This window comes from Pseudomonas sp. YA1, from assembly GCF_058680555.1.
Window position 1 is genome coordinate 64,371 of record NZ_JBZWBG010000004.1, and the last position, 13,433, is coordinate 77,803.

Below are 13,433 nucleotides of genomic sequence, written 5' to 3' on the forward strand. Positions count from 1 at the left end.
TCAGCGCCCTCCCTTGACCAGTGCTGCAACCGCCTCCGGCGTCAGCGCCAGGAAGCGGTCAGTCCACTCGGGAAAGACCTCGATGGCCAGGTTGCGGATGATTTCCAGCGCGGGCGCTGATGTGCGATTGGAGGGTTGCCGCGTTTCGAGGCGGTGCGCTGGTAGCCCGCGCGATGCTGCGTTGCGAAACACGACGGCATCCGGGACAGTCGTTTCGAGCACAGAAATGTCCTGATGCTCATCGAAGATGGCACGCACATTCTCGTGAATTGCCCGGGAGTCATTGGTCTGGTCCAGGCAGTTGATGACGATCTGAACATTGGGGATCCGCATGCCGAGACGCTCATAGGGGCGTAGGCCGTCGAGCATTTGCATGGTGCCGCGGTTGAACTCACGGGCGGTAAGCATGTTGGGTTGGAGGGGGGAAACAACCAGGTCCGATGCAAGCACAACCATTTCGAGCAAAGCTGAGCGCGCACCCTGGGTGTCGATCAGCACCAGGTCGTAGCCTTCTTTCAGAGCGGGCATCAGGTTCGCCAGGCGTAGCCGGCCATCGGGTGCCTGGAGCAGTAGGTTGTTGAGCTGATTGTTCTGGTCGTTGGAAATCACGACGTCCAGATTGGGGATAATCGTCCTGGAGATGATCCTCGCCGGGTCCGTTATGTTGGCGGCGAGCAGGTCGTAGATGCCGCCCTGGGCAACTTCCGGAAGCTCGTAGTACGAGGATAGGGAGGGCTGGACGGGGTCCAGATCGATGAGGAGGGTTTTTAGGCCGGCATCGGCGCAGATCGCACCGAGGTTGGCGGTGGTGGTAGTCTTGCCTGCACCACCCTTCGTGGAAATGACCGAAGTCGCTATCATGTTCTCAGCCTCTAATGTGGGGTCATTAGAGGCTGCGGCGGTAGTAGTTCTGGCTTCTTCCTGATGAGGGTTCTAGGCCTGCAACCAATTATCTTTTAACCAATTGGTCGTAGGTTCGAATCCTACACGACCCACCATATTCAAGACGAAAAAGCCCACCTGCAAAGGTGGGCTTTTTCGTTTCTGTGCCATTACTTTCCGAATGCTGGCCTGTGGGAAGGAGGATGGTCCGCTCTTCCAGCCCAGTTTCTCCCGACGCCTGGCCGTCCAGCATGGCATTCCATCGAGCGTCTGGAGGCGGCGGGCCCTGAGGCCCGGCCGCTCCATCGAACAGGAAGCCTCCCGGTACGGGTACCGGGAGGATCGATTCACAGGTTGTAGTGGCGACCTATCATGGGAACGGTCGCCGCAGCCCCGTATACCGAGTTCCAGGACTGCCAGCCAAAATTGATGCCGATCAGTCCGCCATGGATCTGGTTGGGGATTTGTGGCTCCAGCCTGCCGCTGGCCGAAGAACCCATGACATTCCCCTGGTTCCAGGCGACCAGGCCGCCCAGCAGGCCCGAGCCTCCGACCTTGCCGGAAGCGGAGGCGCCCCTGATGGTGCCGGTGCTGAAGCCTGCCAGCCCGCCGATATAGCTGTCGTATCCCGCCCTCGCATCGCCGCTGGCCGAGGCCCCCAGGACGAGAGCCCGCCAGCCTTCCAGGGAGCCGACCAGCCCGCCGACACTGGCGCCGCCGCCCCCGGTGACCGCGCCGGTGGCGTTGGCGGAGCGGATCGAGGTATTTTCGCCGCGGCCGAGCAGTCCTCCCAGGTTGTGGCCGGTCATGTCGATCACCGTCCCATGGCTGCTGGCGAGCATCAGCGAGCCTCGCAGATCGCTGCCGAGCAACCCGCCGATGGCCCTGGAACCGTTGGCGCTGACGTTGCCCGAAGCCGAGACGTTCGTCAGCGAGGCGGCATCGTTGTAGCCGACGAGTCCGCCGACGCGACTGCCCTTGCCCCCGGTGACATTGCCGGATGCGGCCAGGGTGCTGTGGTTGCCGCCCCGGTTGTGGCCGATCAGCCCTCCCACGTCACTGTTCGCCCCTGCGTTTACCCACCCGGAGGCCTTCAGGTTGGAATGATTGCCGCCGAGGTTGGACCCTATCAGGCCACCCAGGGTTTTGCCGCTACCGTCGGTGACTTCGCCACTGGCGGAACCGTTGATGATGGAACCGTACAGGTTTTCGCCGAGCAGACCGCCAACCGCTTCTGCTCCGCGGGTAGCGACGTTGCCCTTGGCGGAGGCATTGACCAGCGAGGCATTGGCGTTGAGACCGATCAGGCCGCCGGCCTGGAGCAGCGACCCACCGCTCAGGTTGCCGCTGGCACTGACGTTGGCCAGGTTGCCTGCCTGGTTGTGGCCGATCAGGCCTCCCAGGTAGCGACCGGCTTGCAGGACGACGTCGCCATGGGCGCTGGCGTTGGTGATGGCCGCGTTCAGGTTCCGGCCGATCAGCCCGCCCAGTGCTTCCGCGTCTGTGCCCCGGACCTTGCCGCTGGCCGTGGCGTGGGCGATACCACTGTTTACGTTGAGGCCGATGAGCCCTCCGTACAGGCCGTGCTGTCCGTTGCCTGAGACGTCGACGGAGGCGGATACGTCCGCCAGTCCGCCGGCGGAGCTGTATCCGACCAGTCCTCCCAGGTTCATCCCGTGACCGGTCAGCGACAGCGTTCCCTGGCTGCCGCTGCTGCGGATGAGGCCGCCGCGGTTCCTGCCTACCAGGCCCCCCGCGCCGTAGTGGCTGGCATGGTCCTTCAACTGGCCGGAGATGGCAAAATCGGCCCGGCTGTTGGAGATGCTGGCCACGCCCCTGGCTGTGCTGATGTTTTCGGCTGCGAGTCCGCCCAGAGCATAGGTTTGGCGGTTGCCGACCAGCGTGCCGCTGGCGCTGGCGTTGTCGATGCTGCCCAGGTTCAGCGCGACCAGCCCGCCGAGGCTGTTCAGCTTCGAGGCCGCGGAGATACGGATGTCGCTGGCGTTCACATTGTCGATGCGACCGAGGTTGACGGCGGCCAGGCTACCGACCTGGACGTTGTAGTGGGTGGCCCGTGCTCCATCGGCGGAAATGCGTTCCAGGTTCAGGTTGCGAAGGGTGCCCCGGTTGACGCTGAACAGGCCGGAGTAGGCGCCGGTGCCGTAGACGGCGAGATTATCGATGGTGTTGCCCAGGCCGTCGAAGGTACCGCCGAAGGCGCTGGCGTTGCCTATCGACAGGAAGCTGGAGTTGCCGCCTGCGATTCGATTGCCGAGGACATAGCTGCCGCCCAGGTCCCTATCGATGCCGCGCAACTGCTGCAGGTCCTGGATCACGCTGTAGTCCCGCCCATTGGCGCGGAATCCTGCGTTCTTGCCGGACAGGGTGATCCGGACGCCTTCGGCGAGGGCATAACCCTTGTCCGAATTGAATTCGACCCGGGCTCCCTGGCCGGTGAGAGAGAGGCTGTCGTCGATACGGAGAGGGCGCTGTCCGGCATTGAGAGTAAGGCTGGCGTTTTCCCCCTGGGCCGTCAGCGCGCCATTGATCCTGAGGTCCCCGCGCTCGGCGGTTAGCGTCAGGCCGTTGCCGCTGTCCCAGGACAGCGGCGCGCCGACATGCGCGTTGCCCCGGGTGGCGACCACTTCGACGTTGCTTGTGGAAAGGTTGCGGGCCAGGGTATCGGCATGCAACGTCGGGCCTTTTCCCGCGCTGCTTGGATTCGCCAGGCCGGAACCGACATTCTCGCTGCTCCGGGCCTGAACGGTACGTGACCTGACGTTGGTGGCGGAATTGCCGAAGACCTTGTTACCGCCGGTCTGGACCTGCACGACATGCACATTGCCGGCGTCGGCGGCGATATCGGGTAGCGTCTGGACCTGGACGATGCTGGAGCCATTGGCGCCTGGGCTCAGGTTGGGGAGGGTCTGGGTCTGGACGACATCGATTCCGCTGACGCCGGGGCCGATGTTGGCACCGCTCTGGCTCTGCACGATTGTGACGCCATTGACGCCCGAGCCGATGCTGGGGCCGCTCTGGCTTTGCACGACGCTGATGCCACTCGCGCCTGAACCGATATTGGCGCCATTCTGGCTTTGCACAACGGTGATGCCACTTGCGCCCGAACCGATATTGGCACCGTTCTGGCTCTGCACGACAGTGACGCCATTGGCGCCCGAGCCGATGTTGGGGCTGTTCTGGCTCTGCACGACGCTGATGCCACTTGCACCCGAACCGATGTTGGCGCCGCTCTGGCTCTGCACTGCGGAGATACCGTTGGCGCCGGCGGCGAGGTCGACGGCCGGCTGCTGCTGAACGATGGTCACGCCGTTGCTATCGGACGCATTGGCCCCGGCTGGGCCCTGCGCTACATGGACCTGGCCGGAACCATCACCGGCAGCGTTTGCCTGGCCGGCAGCGGTTACGCTGACCTCGTGCGAGAGAATCCTCCAGGTGCCGGTTGCGCCCTGGTCGGCATGGGTGTCCACCTGCGCGGTTCGCTGTATCTCGACGTTCGCGCCCTGGTTCAGCACCAGGCCGCCATTACCTCCGCCGATGGCGCTGGCGTCCTGCTTGCCGGCCACCCGCACGGTACCCTGTTCGCCGCCGTCGAGGACGATGCGTCCTTCCGCGCTGCGTAGCGTCCTGGCCTCGAGGGTGCCCTGGTTGTTGACGACGGTCTTGAGCAGGCTGTCGGCGCTGCGGGCGCTCATCAGCACCTGGCCGCCATCGGCGCGGATGAGGCCGCCGTTGTGTGCAAGAGCGTCGACCGAGCCCTTGTCCACCTGCAGGTTGAGCAGGCCGTCGCCGTCGAAATTGAGGTTGATGCCCTGGCCTGCGCCCAGGGCCACGTCGCCGAGTTGCGCCTGGATCACGCCGTCGTTGCTGACCCGGGCGCCCAGCAGGGCGATGCTGCCGCCTTCGCTGGCTTTCAGGCTGCCGGCATTGCTTACGGTTGCGCCGGAGTCGCCGGAGAACTGGTAGTTGCCGGCGAGGAAGTCCCTGTCGGCCAGGTCCAGGGTGGAAGCCACCAGGCCGCCTACGTTTACCTGGGCGGACTTGCCGAAGACCACGCCGTTGGGATTGACCAGGAAGACCTTGCCGTTGGCATCTATCCGCCCTTGGATATCGCTGCCGTTGCGGCCGATCACCCGATTCAGGGCGACGGCGTCCTGGCCCGGCTGGTGGAAGCTGACCCGCTCATCGGCACGGACGCTGAACTCGTTCCAATTGGTGATCAGCTTGTGGCTCTGCTGGTTGACGACCATATGCCGGCCGTCGGTGGATGTCTGGAATCCGGCATCGCCTGAAACGACCGTGGCGCCGCTGGGCAGGGCGAAGGCAGGGGCCTGGCAGAACAGGCCGAGCAGTGACGCTCCGGCGACTACGAGCGCCTTGCCGCGTCCGCTCTTGCTGCGCCGACGGGTACCTTCGCTTGCGACGTTCCAACAGCCTGTGGCCTGGTTCCAGACCAGCGTATAGCTCTTGTTCATGGCTTTTCCTTTCAGTGGGGCCCGCCGGCATGGCGGGCGGGAGCTTGCTCAGAAGTAGCGGGTCGCTTGCAGCCACAGCCGGGGAGTGCGCTCGGGCTTGATGTTGTTTTCCTGGCTCAGGGGCCAGGCGGCGGTCAGGCTGACCTGGTGATCCGTTCCGTACCAGGTTGCGCCGCTGCCGACGGCGGCCATGCGGTTGCGATTGCCTTCCTTGGTGTTGGGGTGCTTGAGGAATTTCACCGCGCCCTGGTCGATGAACGAACTCAGCTGCCAGCCCGGAGCCAGGCTGTAGCGCAGCTCCGCACTGGCTTGCCAGCCTTCGTCGCCGTAGCCCTTGTAGCTGCCCAGGGGGAACGCCCGAACGCCGTAGGGGCCGCCCATGTCGAACTGTTCCGCGCTGTCGAGGTTGCCGCCGCTCCACTGGGCGTTGAGTTGGGCGAACAACTGCAGGCGGTCGCCCAGGTGCTGCAGGCGTACGGCGTTGAGCATGATCTTGTCGAAGCTGCCGGCGGTACCGATGGTGTAGCGGTCCAGCAGCCGCTCTTCGGCGGAGTCGATGGCGAGCTGGCCGTGGGCATAGGCCAGCGAGAAGCCGCTCTGTCCACCGCCGAACAAGCGGTCCTGGGCGTTTCCGCTGATGCTGGCGGTCCACAGGCGGATCTCCTTGCGGCTATGCCTCCCGGTACGCTCCTGGTCATCGCGAAGTCGCTTGTTTTCATATTGCAACTGGGTGGACAGGCTTAAGCTGCGGCTACGCAGCAGGGGCTGGCTGACGAACAGACTGTCGGTAATGGCCCGGCCATGGGCGTCCAGGCGCGAGAAGTCGCGTACCAGTCGATAGGTCGTCTCGGCGTGGGACAGTCCGATGCGCGAGCCTCGGGAACCAAGGGGCAGTTGATAGGCTGCACGGTAGTAGCGTTGGTGCCGATCGCTGCCCAGCAGACTCAGTCTCGCCTGGTCGCCCAGTCGCAGCGGGCTGTTGAAGTCGAGGGTGGTTCCCAGGCGATATTCCCCCATGTAGCGGCCGCCATAGTTGTCTGCCTCCAGCCTGCCGCCGACCAGCGGTCCGGGGCGGGCCTCGACGCGCAAGTCCGTGGTTCCCTGCGCCTGGCCCGGCAGCAGGGTGCCTTTGGCCTGGAGGCCGGGAATGTCGCTCAGGAGCAGAAGCGCACGCTCCAGCTCCGAGCCCTGGACCGCGGTATCTCGTTCGAGTGCGCTCAAGGGGCGGAGTAGAACGCGGTCCAGCGTTCGGGACGTGTTGTGCAGTTCGATCCTGCCGTAGCGCCCCTCAAGCACTTCGATGCGTACCGTTCCATCCTGGATTTCCTGTGCCGGGAGGAAGGCGCGCGCCAGCACATATCCCTTTTCCCGATAGAAATCGCCGATGCGGGCGGCGGCGGCGTGCAATTGGCTCAGGTTGAGTTCCTGGCCCGGCAGGTCGTGCAGGAGTGCCAGCAGGCGTCGATCGTCGAACTGTCTGTTGCCGCTGAGTTGGAAGCGCTTGACCAGCACCGTCGGGCCGCCCTCTTCGGCAGCCCGTGATACGCCGTCCTCGGGGCTGGGGCGCTCGGCGTCCAGTTCCACCGGCGCGGGCAGGTTCAGGCGTCGGCTTTCCACGTCACGCAGCGCCTGCCCCGCATCCGGGGCGGCACTGGCAAGGCAGGACGACAGCATGGCCATTCCCATGAGGCCCGTACGGAGCAGCGGTCCGGCCCTGAGGGATGGAACGATCGAAGTGGAACTGCCGGAAGGCTTTGGGGAGGGCGGCGGGAAAGAAAGGCTAGCCTGGTTACGCGGAAAAGCTGGATGCATGGTCAATCGGCCCGGAGCGCGGTTCTTGCAGGGAAAAGAAGCCGATATCCGCAGGCATGTGCAGAACGATCGGTTTCAAGGCGGAGAATCGAGTGGGCGATAGCCTGGGGCGAGGCTGAAACGGCGACAATCGTAGTTTTCTGGCGTTGGCCGGTAGAACTTCTTGGTTTTCGTAGGGGACTGGGAGGACTGCTGTAGGAAAAAACTCCGGTGATAATGGGCTCGGCTGCGGAAGCGGCGGAAACAGTGGGGCGGAAGTAGCGGCTGAGCGCGATTCCGTATCGCGACCGTGGCGGTCATGATCAAAGGGCCTGTCCGACTATCGCCCGCCGTTCGGTCTGGCGGCTGGAGCATAGGCATGACGCAGCGCTAGAATTCCGTCTCGGTTTACGGTCCCTCTCAGGCTGAGCATCAACGGCGTGTGTCTTTCGGTTCTTTTTCGCGGCGTTCACCCATGACCGGCACCAAGCCCACAACGCCCGTAGCCCGCTATTTCCACCAAGAGGCGCAATGGCGCGGCTATGTGCTGGACGCAGCCCAGGGCAATGCCATTCTTCATCTCGATCGATTGGCGGAGCGCTTGCGTCGAGGTCCGTCGCTATTCCGGCAAGCGCCGCGCAGCCTCTACCTGTGGGGGCCGGTCGGGCGCGGCAAGAGCTGGCTGATGGATGGCTTCTTTCGCAGCGCCGATTTGCAGGGCCTGCGCCGGACGCATTTCCATGCGTTCTTTCGCCAGCTTCATGACGGCATGTTCCGCCGCCAGGGGCGGCCCGATGCCCTGGGCGGTGCGCTCGACGAACTGCTAGGAGATTGCCGGCTGCTTTGCTTCGACGAATTCCATGTCCACGACATCGGCGACGCGATGCTGATAACACGCCTGTTCAGGGAGCTGTTCCGCAGGAAGATCACCCTGGTCTGCACCTCCAACTACGCGCCGCGGCAACTGCTGCCCAATCCGCTCTACCACGAACGCTTCCTGCCGGCGATCCGGTTGATCGAGACGCGCATGGAAGTGCTGGAAGTAGCCGGCGCCCGGGACTACCGGACGGTTTCGCCGCGGCAGGAGATCGCTTCCGGTTATGCCAGCGGCGGGTATTGCTGGCCAGCCTCATGCGCTTGCCTGGACGAGCTGGGCTTGTCCGCGCCCGAGCGCTCGCAACGCGTGACCCTGCAAAGTGGCGCGAGGACGTTGCAGGCGCGCGCGGTGTGCGGCGACCTGGTGTGGTTCGCCTTCGCCGACCTTTGCGAGGCGCCAACCGCGGTGATGGACTACCTTGCCCTCGGCGAACGCTTCTCTACCTGGGTGCTGGACGGCGTACCGCCGATGGCGTGTTGTTCGGTCGCCGCCCAGCAGCGCTTCATCAATCTCGTCGACGTCCTTTACGACAATGACCGGCGTTTTTTCCTGAGTGCCGAAAAGGCGCTGCCGGACCTGGTCGAGGGCAGCGACCTGCCTGCGGACATGCAGCGTACCGCCAGTCGGCTGGCGCAGTTGCGCCAGCTTCGCTGTTGAAGGAACGCCCCGCGCCGACGGCAAACGGGGCGCAATGGCTCAGTGCAGCTTGAGGCGTGGCTCGGTGCTGCGCAGGCGGCCGCTGAGCATCAGCATCGCGGTGCGCAGCGGACCGTACAACGCCATCTGGTGCATGCGGTATAGCGATACGTAGAACATCCGCGCCAGCCAGCCTTCGAGCATGACGTTACCCATCAGATTGCCCATCAGGTTGCCGACCGCGCTGAAGCGCGACAGCGAGATCAACGAACCGTAGTCGCGGTACTGATAATCGCCCAGCGGCTTGCCTTCGAGACGGGCACGCAGCGATTTCACCAGCAACGAGGCCTGCTGGTGCGCGGCCTGGGCGCGTGGCGGCACGTTGCGCGGTTGCTCTCCCGGCTGCCCCGGCTGGGGGCAGGCGGCGCAGTCGCCGAAGGCGAAGATGTCGTCGTCGCGGGTGGTCTGCAGGGTCGGGCGGACCACCAGTTGGTTGATACGGTTGCTTTCCAGGCCGTCGAGTTCCTTGAGGAAGGCCGGAGCCCGGATGCCCGCTGCCCAGACCTTGAGCGTCGCCGGGACGAACTCGCCGTCGCCGGTCCAGAGGCCGTCCGCATCTACCTTGCTCACCGCGGAGCCGGTCATCACCCGTACGCCGAGCTTGCTCAGGGTCTGGTGTACCGGCTGGCTGATACGCTCGGGCAGCGCCGGCAGCACCCGTGGGCCGGCTTCGACCAGGCTGATGTGCAGGTCTTCCGGGCGGATCCGGTCGAGCCCGTAGGCGGCCAGCATCTGCGCGGCGTGGTGCAGTTCCGCAGCCAGTTCGACGCCGGTGGCGCCGGCGCCGATGATGGCGATACTCACTGCGTTGTTGTTCGCGTCGTGCCCGGTATGCGCACGCAGGTACTGGCCGAGCAGCTGGCGGTGGAAGCGTTCGGCCTGGGCGCGGGTATCGAGGAAAATGCAGTGTTCCGCAGCGCCCTCGGTGCCGAAGTCGTTGGTGGTGCTGCCGACGGCGATCACCAGGGTGTCGTAGGCGATGTCGCGCTCGGGAACCAGCTCAACGCCATTCTCGTCCACCAGTGCGGCCAGGCGGACCCGCTTGCCGGCGCGATCCAGGCCCTGCATGCGGCCGAGCTGGAATTCGAAGTGGTTCCATTTCGCCTGGGCGACGTAGTTCAGCTCGTCCTCGGAAGAGTTGAGCGAGCCGGCGGCGACTTCGTGCAGCAGGGGTTTCCAGATGTGGGTGAGGTTGGCGTCGACCAGGGTGACCTGGGCCTTGCCGCGTTTACCCAGGGTGCGGCCGAGACGGGTGGCGAGCTCCAGCCCGCCGGCGCCGCCGCCGACGATCACGATGCGATGGGACATGTGGATATCTCATAGTGGGAATTCCGTGAGGCGGTCGTCGGGAGCGTGGCTCGACCGGACGACTCAGGCCAGGTAGCTGAGGAGGCGGCTGAGCAGGCCCAGGCCGATGACCACGGCGAGCAGGACGAACATCAGGAACCACGGGCGGAACGGCGCACGCTCGACCTGGTGCAGCGGCGAGGCGAGGTACTGCTCGACCTTCTGCTGGTCTTCGGGGCTCAGTCGGCTGGACATGGCAGGCCTCCGTTTTCGATGTCGGTCATTCTAGACAGACAGGGGGCTCGATCACCAGCGGATCGTCGAGGCGGATCACTCCGCTGCCGATCACCCGCGCGGTGATGCCGCCCTGTTCGCGCACGCTCTTCAGCGTGCGGTGGTCGATGTGCTTTTCCAGGCGTCCGCAGGGTTGGTACCAGCCAGTGGTTTCCAGCAGCGCGCCGCCGAGGCGGAAGCGACGGTCCTTCAGGCTGAGCAGGTTGATGCCGGCGACGGCGATGTTGCGGCGCATCTCGTTGGGCAACAGTGGCCTGCCCAGCAGGGTACCGAGGGCCTCGATGTGTTCCCATTGCACCAGGGTGACCTGGCGCGGCGGGTGCGGATGGTCGCCCGTCAGTCCCAGGTCGCGCCGTGCCTCCACCGCCTCCAGTTCCTGGATCGGCGCGCGGCTGCCGGAGCGCACGCCGATCCACTTCACCCGCCCTTCGCTCACAGGCCTACCCCGGCGTCGAACAGGATGCTGCGGCCGAGGTTGGCGCGCAGGAATTCGGGGGCGCCGGAGTGAGCGAAGAGCACCCGGGCAAAGGTCGGGCCGACCATCGACAGCGAGCGCCAGCCTTGGCGCAGGTATTCGGTGGGCGGCGGGAAGGGCGTATTGAAATCGGGCACCGCGCGCTTCAGGTTGACGAAGGCCAGCAGGTCCAGTTCGCCGTGGTCGATGCCGCGCTCGCTATAGTTGTGCGCCTTCTTGCGCAGGGTTGGCGCCAGCCGTGCCTGCAGCTCGGCGGCGGCGATCCGTTGTGGCCGCTCTTCGCGGCGGATCAGTTGGCGCAGGCTGACGGCCTGGCGGCGACGGGTCAGTTCCTCGCGCCACTCCTCGTTCAGCCGGCGACCTTCATCGAGGACGAAGAACACCTCGAAGCCGGCACCCTTGAACAGGACGTCCGGCGGCTGCTCCCCGGGGGCGGCGAAATCCTCCTGGCGATAGGGCACGTTGAGGGCCTCGAGGAAGCGCTGGCAGACCCAGCGCTCGCGGTCCCATTTACGTGCGTTGGAGAGGAAGTCGTTGGCTTGTTCGGCCTGACGGGTGAGCAGGCGCAGATAATCCGCTTCGTTCATGGGCTCAGCTTAGTCTGCCGGTGGGCCCGCTTTCCAGCCCACAGGCGCTCCGGCTGCGACAATCCGTCCCGGAGCGCGCCAGCGGCGAGGCTCGGTGTACACTGCCGTTCCCCTTGGGCCGGAGCCGTTCCGATGCAACTTCGCAGCGTCATCGCCGCCGATCACCCGGCACTCTTCGCGCTGTGGTCGCGAACGCCAGGTATCCGCCTCCGTGCGGAGGACGCCTATCCCTTCTTCCTCGCCTACCTTCAACGCAACCCCGGGCTGAGCCTGCTGGTCGAAACCGAAGGGGAGGTGATCGCCTGCCTGATGGCCGGGCATGACGGTCGCCGTGGTTACCTCCAGCACCTGGTGGTCGATCCCGGTTATCGAGGGCTGGGGCTGGCGCGGCGGATGCTCGACGAGGTGTTGGCGCGTCTGGCGAGGGAGGGGATCGGCAAATCCCATGTCTTCGTCCTGGATGCCGCCGAGGAGGCACAGGCATTCTGGCGAGCCCAGTCGGACTGGGAGCGGCGCAAGGACATCCAGGTATTTTCCACTCGGGAGGGACACGCGTGAAACGATTGCATTGGGTTCTGCTGGGCATGCTGCTGCCCGGCCTGGCGCTGGCCGTGGAGAAGGGCTCCACCCTGGAGCCCTGGACGTTGCAGGACCAGTTCGAAAAGGCGCACTCGCTGGACGACTCCACCCGGGTCCTGCTGGTGGCGCGGGACATGGACGGCTCGAAGCTGGTCAAGGCGGCGCTGGCGGAGCGCCCAAAGGGCTACCTGGAGGCGCGCCACGCGCTGTTCCTGGCGGACATCAGCCGCATGCCGGCGCTGATTTCCCGGCTTTTCGCGGTGCCGGCCATGCGTGACTACAGTTATCCGGTGCTGCTCGATCGCGACGCGGCCATCGCTTCTCGCTATGCCTCGGACGAGGGCAAGGTCCTCTGGGTCAGGCTGGAGCAGCGCCGCGTGTTGGAAACCCGCCAGTTGGATTCGCCGGTGGCCCTGCGCATCGCCCTGGAACAACTGCAGCCGTGATCGCGGCCGAGTTGCTGTCGGCGGAAAGCCTGGAACTGGGCTGGGCCATCTATGCACCGCTGCTGCTGCTCGCCGCCTGGCGCGCGCCCTGGGTCGAGCTGGTCAGCGATACCCGCCGTCAGCACCTGGTGTTCGGTACCATGCTCGGGCTGTTCCTGCTCTGGCTGGTGCGCCGGGACTTCGAATCGGGGCTGTCCTTCCATTTCATCGGCATGACCGCCGTCACCTTGCTGCTCGACTGGCCGCTGGCGATCGTGGTGGGGCTGGTGGCGCAACTGGGCTTGTGCCTGCTCGGCCGCCAGGATTGGCTGGCGATCGGCGTCAACGGCGTGCTGCTGGTGGCGATCCCCGCACTGATCGCGGAGCTGGCGGCGTTGTTCGTGGAAAAGCGCCAGCCGCGCAACCTGTTCGTTTACATCTTCTGCTGCGGTTTCTTCCCGGCGGCCCTCACCGCGGTGGTGGTCCTGCTGCTCGGCCTTGGCGTGGTCTGGATCGACGGCCTTTTCCCGATGCCGCCCTGGCTGGAGGACTTCGCCGGTTACCTGTGGCTGATCATGTTCCCCGAGGCCTTCATCAACGGCACGGTGATCACCGGCCTGGTGGTCTACTACCCGGAGTGGCTGGAAACCTTCAATCGCACGCGCTACCTGCAGGCGCCCTGGAAGGACGAAGAGCGCAAGCCCTGATGACCAGTCATTCGCCAGGTTCATGGCGGGCGGCGGCTGACTTGCGTCAGTGTTTCGGACGAAGCCGGCCGCGATCCTGCCGTTTTCCCAGGTGAGGAGCGGAACATGGGTGTCCATGAATGGGCCCGAGAGGGCCTGCGAGAGTTGCTGTCGAAGAGCGACGAGGCGGACCGGGCAATGCGCCTGCGCGCGTTGCTCAGCGCAATCGTCGAACTGAACCGGGCGGAGCGCGATGCTGGCGACCTGGCCAGCGAACTGCAATTTCTTGCGGAGAATCTCGACGACCAGCGCGACTACGCTTTCATGCGTCCCTGAAGGAACGGGCCAGCCGGATTGGCTG

General features: G+C 65.4%; 12 protein-coding genes. 5 read left to right on the forward strand and 7 right to left on the reverse strand.

All coding sequences use genetic code 11. The annotated features are described in order from the left end of the window. The 3 genes from AC4OR5_RS06670 to AC4OR5_RS06680 all read right to left on the reverse strand — a co-directional run bounded on the left by AC4OR5_RS06670 (position 1) and on the right by AC4OR5_RS06680 (position 7,061). Entirely contained in the window at positions 1-861 is an 861-nt protein-coding gene (locus AC4OR5_RS06670) for a ParA family protein (protein ID WP_012076835.1), read from the reverse strand. A gap of 368 nt (positions 862-1,229) precedes the next feature. Further along, positions 1,230-5,375, reverse strand: coding sequence for a two-partner secretion system exoprotein TpsA4 (gene tpsA4, locus AC4OR5_RS06675; RefSeq protein ID WP_058161072.1), 4,146 nt, complete (start codon positions 5,373-5,375; stop codon positions 1,230-1,232). Positions 5,376-5,423: 48 nt separating this feature from the next. Next, entirely contained in the window at positions 5,424-7,061 is a 1,638-nt protein-coding gene (locus AC4OR5_RS06680; protein ID WP_058161074.1) for a ShlB/FhaC/HecB family hemolysin secretion/activation protein, read from the reverse strand. A gap of 547 nt (positions 7,062-7,608) precedes the next feature. Here AC4OR5_RS06680 and zapE point away from each other — a divergent pair. After that, positions 7,609-8,700 carry a cell division protein ZapE gene (zapE, locus tag AC4OR5_RS06685; RefSeq protein WP_058161076.1) on the forward strand — a complete coding sequence of 364 codons (1,092 nt, stop codon included), beginning with the start codon at positions 7,609-7,611 and terminating at the stop codon, positions 8,698-8,700. 39 nt (positions 8,701-8,739) lie between these two features. Here the strand turns inward: zapE and AC4OR5_RS06690 are convergent, their stop codons facing one another. The 4 genes from AC4OR5_RS06690 to AC4OR5_RS06705 form a co-directional block, all read right to left on the reverse strand. Then, the gene (locus AC4OR5_RS06690) at positions 8,740-10,047 is read right to left on the reverse strand and encodes an NAD(P)/FAD-dependent oxidoreductase (protein ID WP_058161077.1); all 1,308 of its coding nucleotides are present in this window, start codon (positions 10,045-10,047) and stop codon (positions 8,740-8,742) included. A 63-nt stretch (positions 10,048-10,110) separates the two neighbouring features. Continuing rightward, positions 10,111-10,281 carry a DUF3094 family protein gene (locus AC4OR5_RS06695; protein ID WP_003094672.1) on the reverse strand — a complete coding sequence of 57 codons (171 nt, stop codon included), beginning with the start codon at positions 10,279-10,281 and terminating at the stop codon, positions 10,111-10,113. A 25-nt stretch (positions 10,282-10,306) separates the two neighbouring features. Beyond that, on the reverse strand, positions 10,307-10,756 hold the full coding sequence (locus AC4OR5_RS06700; RefSeq protein ID WP_023105574.1) for an MOSC domain-containing protein: 450 nt from the start codon (positions 10,754-10,756) through the stop codon (positions 10,307-10,309). Further along, the gene (locus AC4OR5_RS06705) at positions 10,753-11,382 is read right to left on the reverse strand and encodes a DUF1780 domain-containing protein (protein ID WP_003094668.1); all 630 of its coding nucleotides are present in this window, start codon (positions 11,380-11,382) and stop codon (positions 10,753-10,755) included. The genes AC4OR5_RS06700 and AC4OR5_RS06705 overlap by 4 nt, the downstream gene beginning before the upstream one ends. Positions 11,383-11,514: 132 nt before the next feature. Here AC4OR5_RS06705 and AC4OR5_RS06710 point away from each other — a divergent pair, with 132 nt between their 5' ends. The 4 genes from AC4OR5_RS06710 to AC4OR5_RS06725 all read left to right on the forward strand — a co-directional run bounded on the left by AC4OR5_RS06710 (position 11,515) and on the right by AC4OR5_RS06725 (position 13,408). After that, the gene (locus AC4OR5_RS06710; RefSeq protein ID WP_003103865.1) at positions 11,515-11,940 is read left to right on the forward strand and encodes a GNAT family N-acetyltransferase; all 426 of its coding nucleotides are present in this window, start codon (positions 11,515-11,517) and stop codon (positions 11,938-11,940) included. Further along, the gene (locus AC4OR5_RS06715) at positions 11,937-12,407 is read left to right on the forward strand and encodes a hypothetical protein (protein ID WP_003094664.1); all 471 of its coding nucleotides are present in this window, start codon (positions 11,937-11,939) and stop codon (positions 12,405-12,407) included. The genes AC4OR5_RS06710 and AC4OR5_RS06715 overlap by 4 nt, the downstream gene beginning before the upstream one ends. Continuing rightward, positions 12,404-13,093, forward strand: coding sequence for an energy-coupling factor ABC transporter permease (locus AC4OR5_RS06720; protein WP_003094662.1), 690 nt, complete (start codon positions 12,404-12,406; stop codon positions 13,091-13,093). Before AC4OR5_RS06715 ends, AC4OR5_RS06720 begins: the two co-directional genes overlap by 4 nt. 105 nt (positions 13,094-13,198) lie before the next feature. Continuing rightward, positions 13,199-13,408 carry a hypothetical protein gene (locus tag AC4OR5_RS06725; RefSeq protein WP_003094660.1) on the forward strand — a complete coding sequence of 70 codons (210 nt, stop codon included), beginning with the start codon at positions 13,199-13,201 and terminating at the stop codon, positions 13,406-13,408. Positions 13,409-13,433: the final 25 nt, after the last annotated feature.

Coding starts and splice junctions, on each gene's coding strand:
- AC4OR5_RS06705 (WP_003094668.1), bottom strand. CDS start 11,382: ATGAACGAAGCGGATTATCTGCGCCTGCTCACCCGTCAGGCCGAACAA.
- AC4OR5_RS06695 (WP_003094672.1), bottom strand. CDS start 10,281: ATGTCCAGCCGACTGAGCCCCGAAGACCAGCAGAAGGTCGAGCAGTAC.
- AC4OR5_RS06725 (WP_003094660.1), top strand. CDS start 13,199: ATGGGTGTCCATGAATGGGCCCGAGAGGGCCTGCGAGAGTTGCTGTCG.
- AC4OR5_RS06710 (WP_003103865.1), top strand. CDS start 11,515: ATGCAACTTCGCAGCGTCATCGCCGCCGATCACCCGGCACTCTTCGCG.
- AC4OR5_RS06670 (WP_012076835.1), bottom strand. CDS start 861: ATGATAGCGACTTCGGTCATTTCCACGAAGGGTGGTGCAGGCAAGACT.
- AC4OR5_RS06690 (WP_058161077.1), bottom strand. CDS start 10,047: ATGTCCCATCGCATCGTGATCGTCGGCGGCGGCGCCGGCGGGCTGGAG.
- AC4OR5_RS06680 (WP_058161074.1), bottom strand. CDS start 7,061: ATGGGAATGGCCATGCTGTCGTCCTGCCTTGCCAGTGCCGCCCCGGAT.
- tpsA4 (WP_058161072.1), bottom strand. CDS start 5,375: ATGAACAAGAGCTATACGCTGGTCTGGAACCAGGCCACAGGCTGTTGG.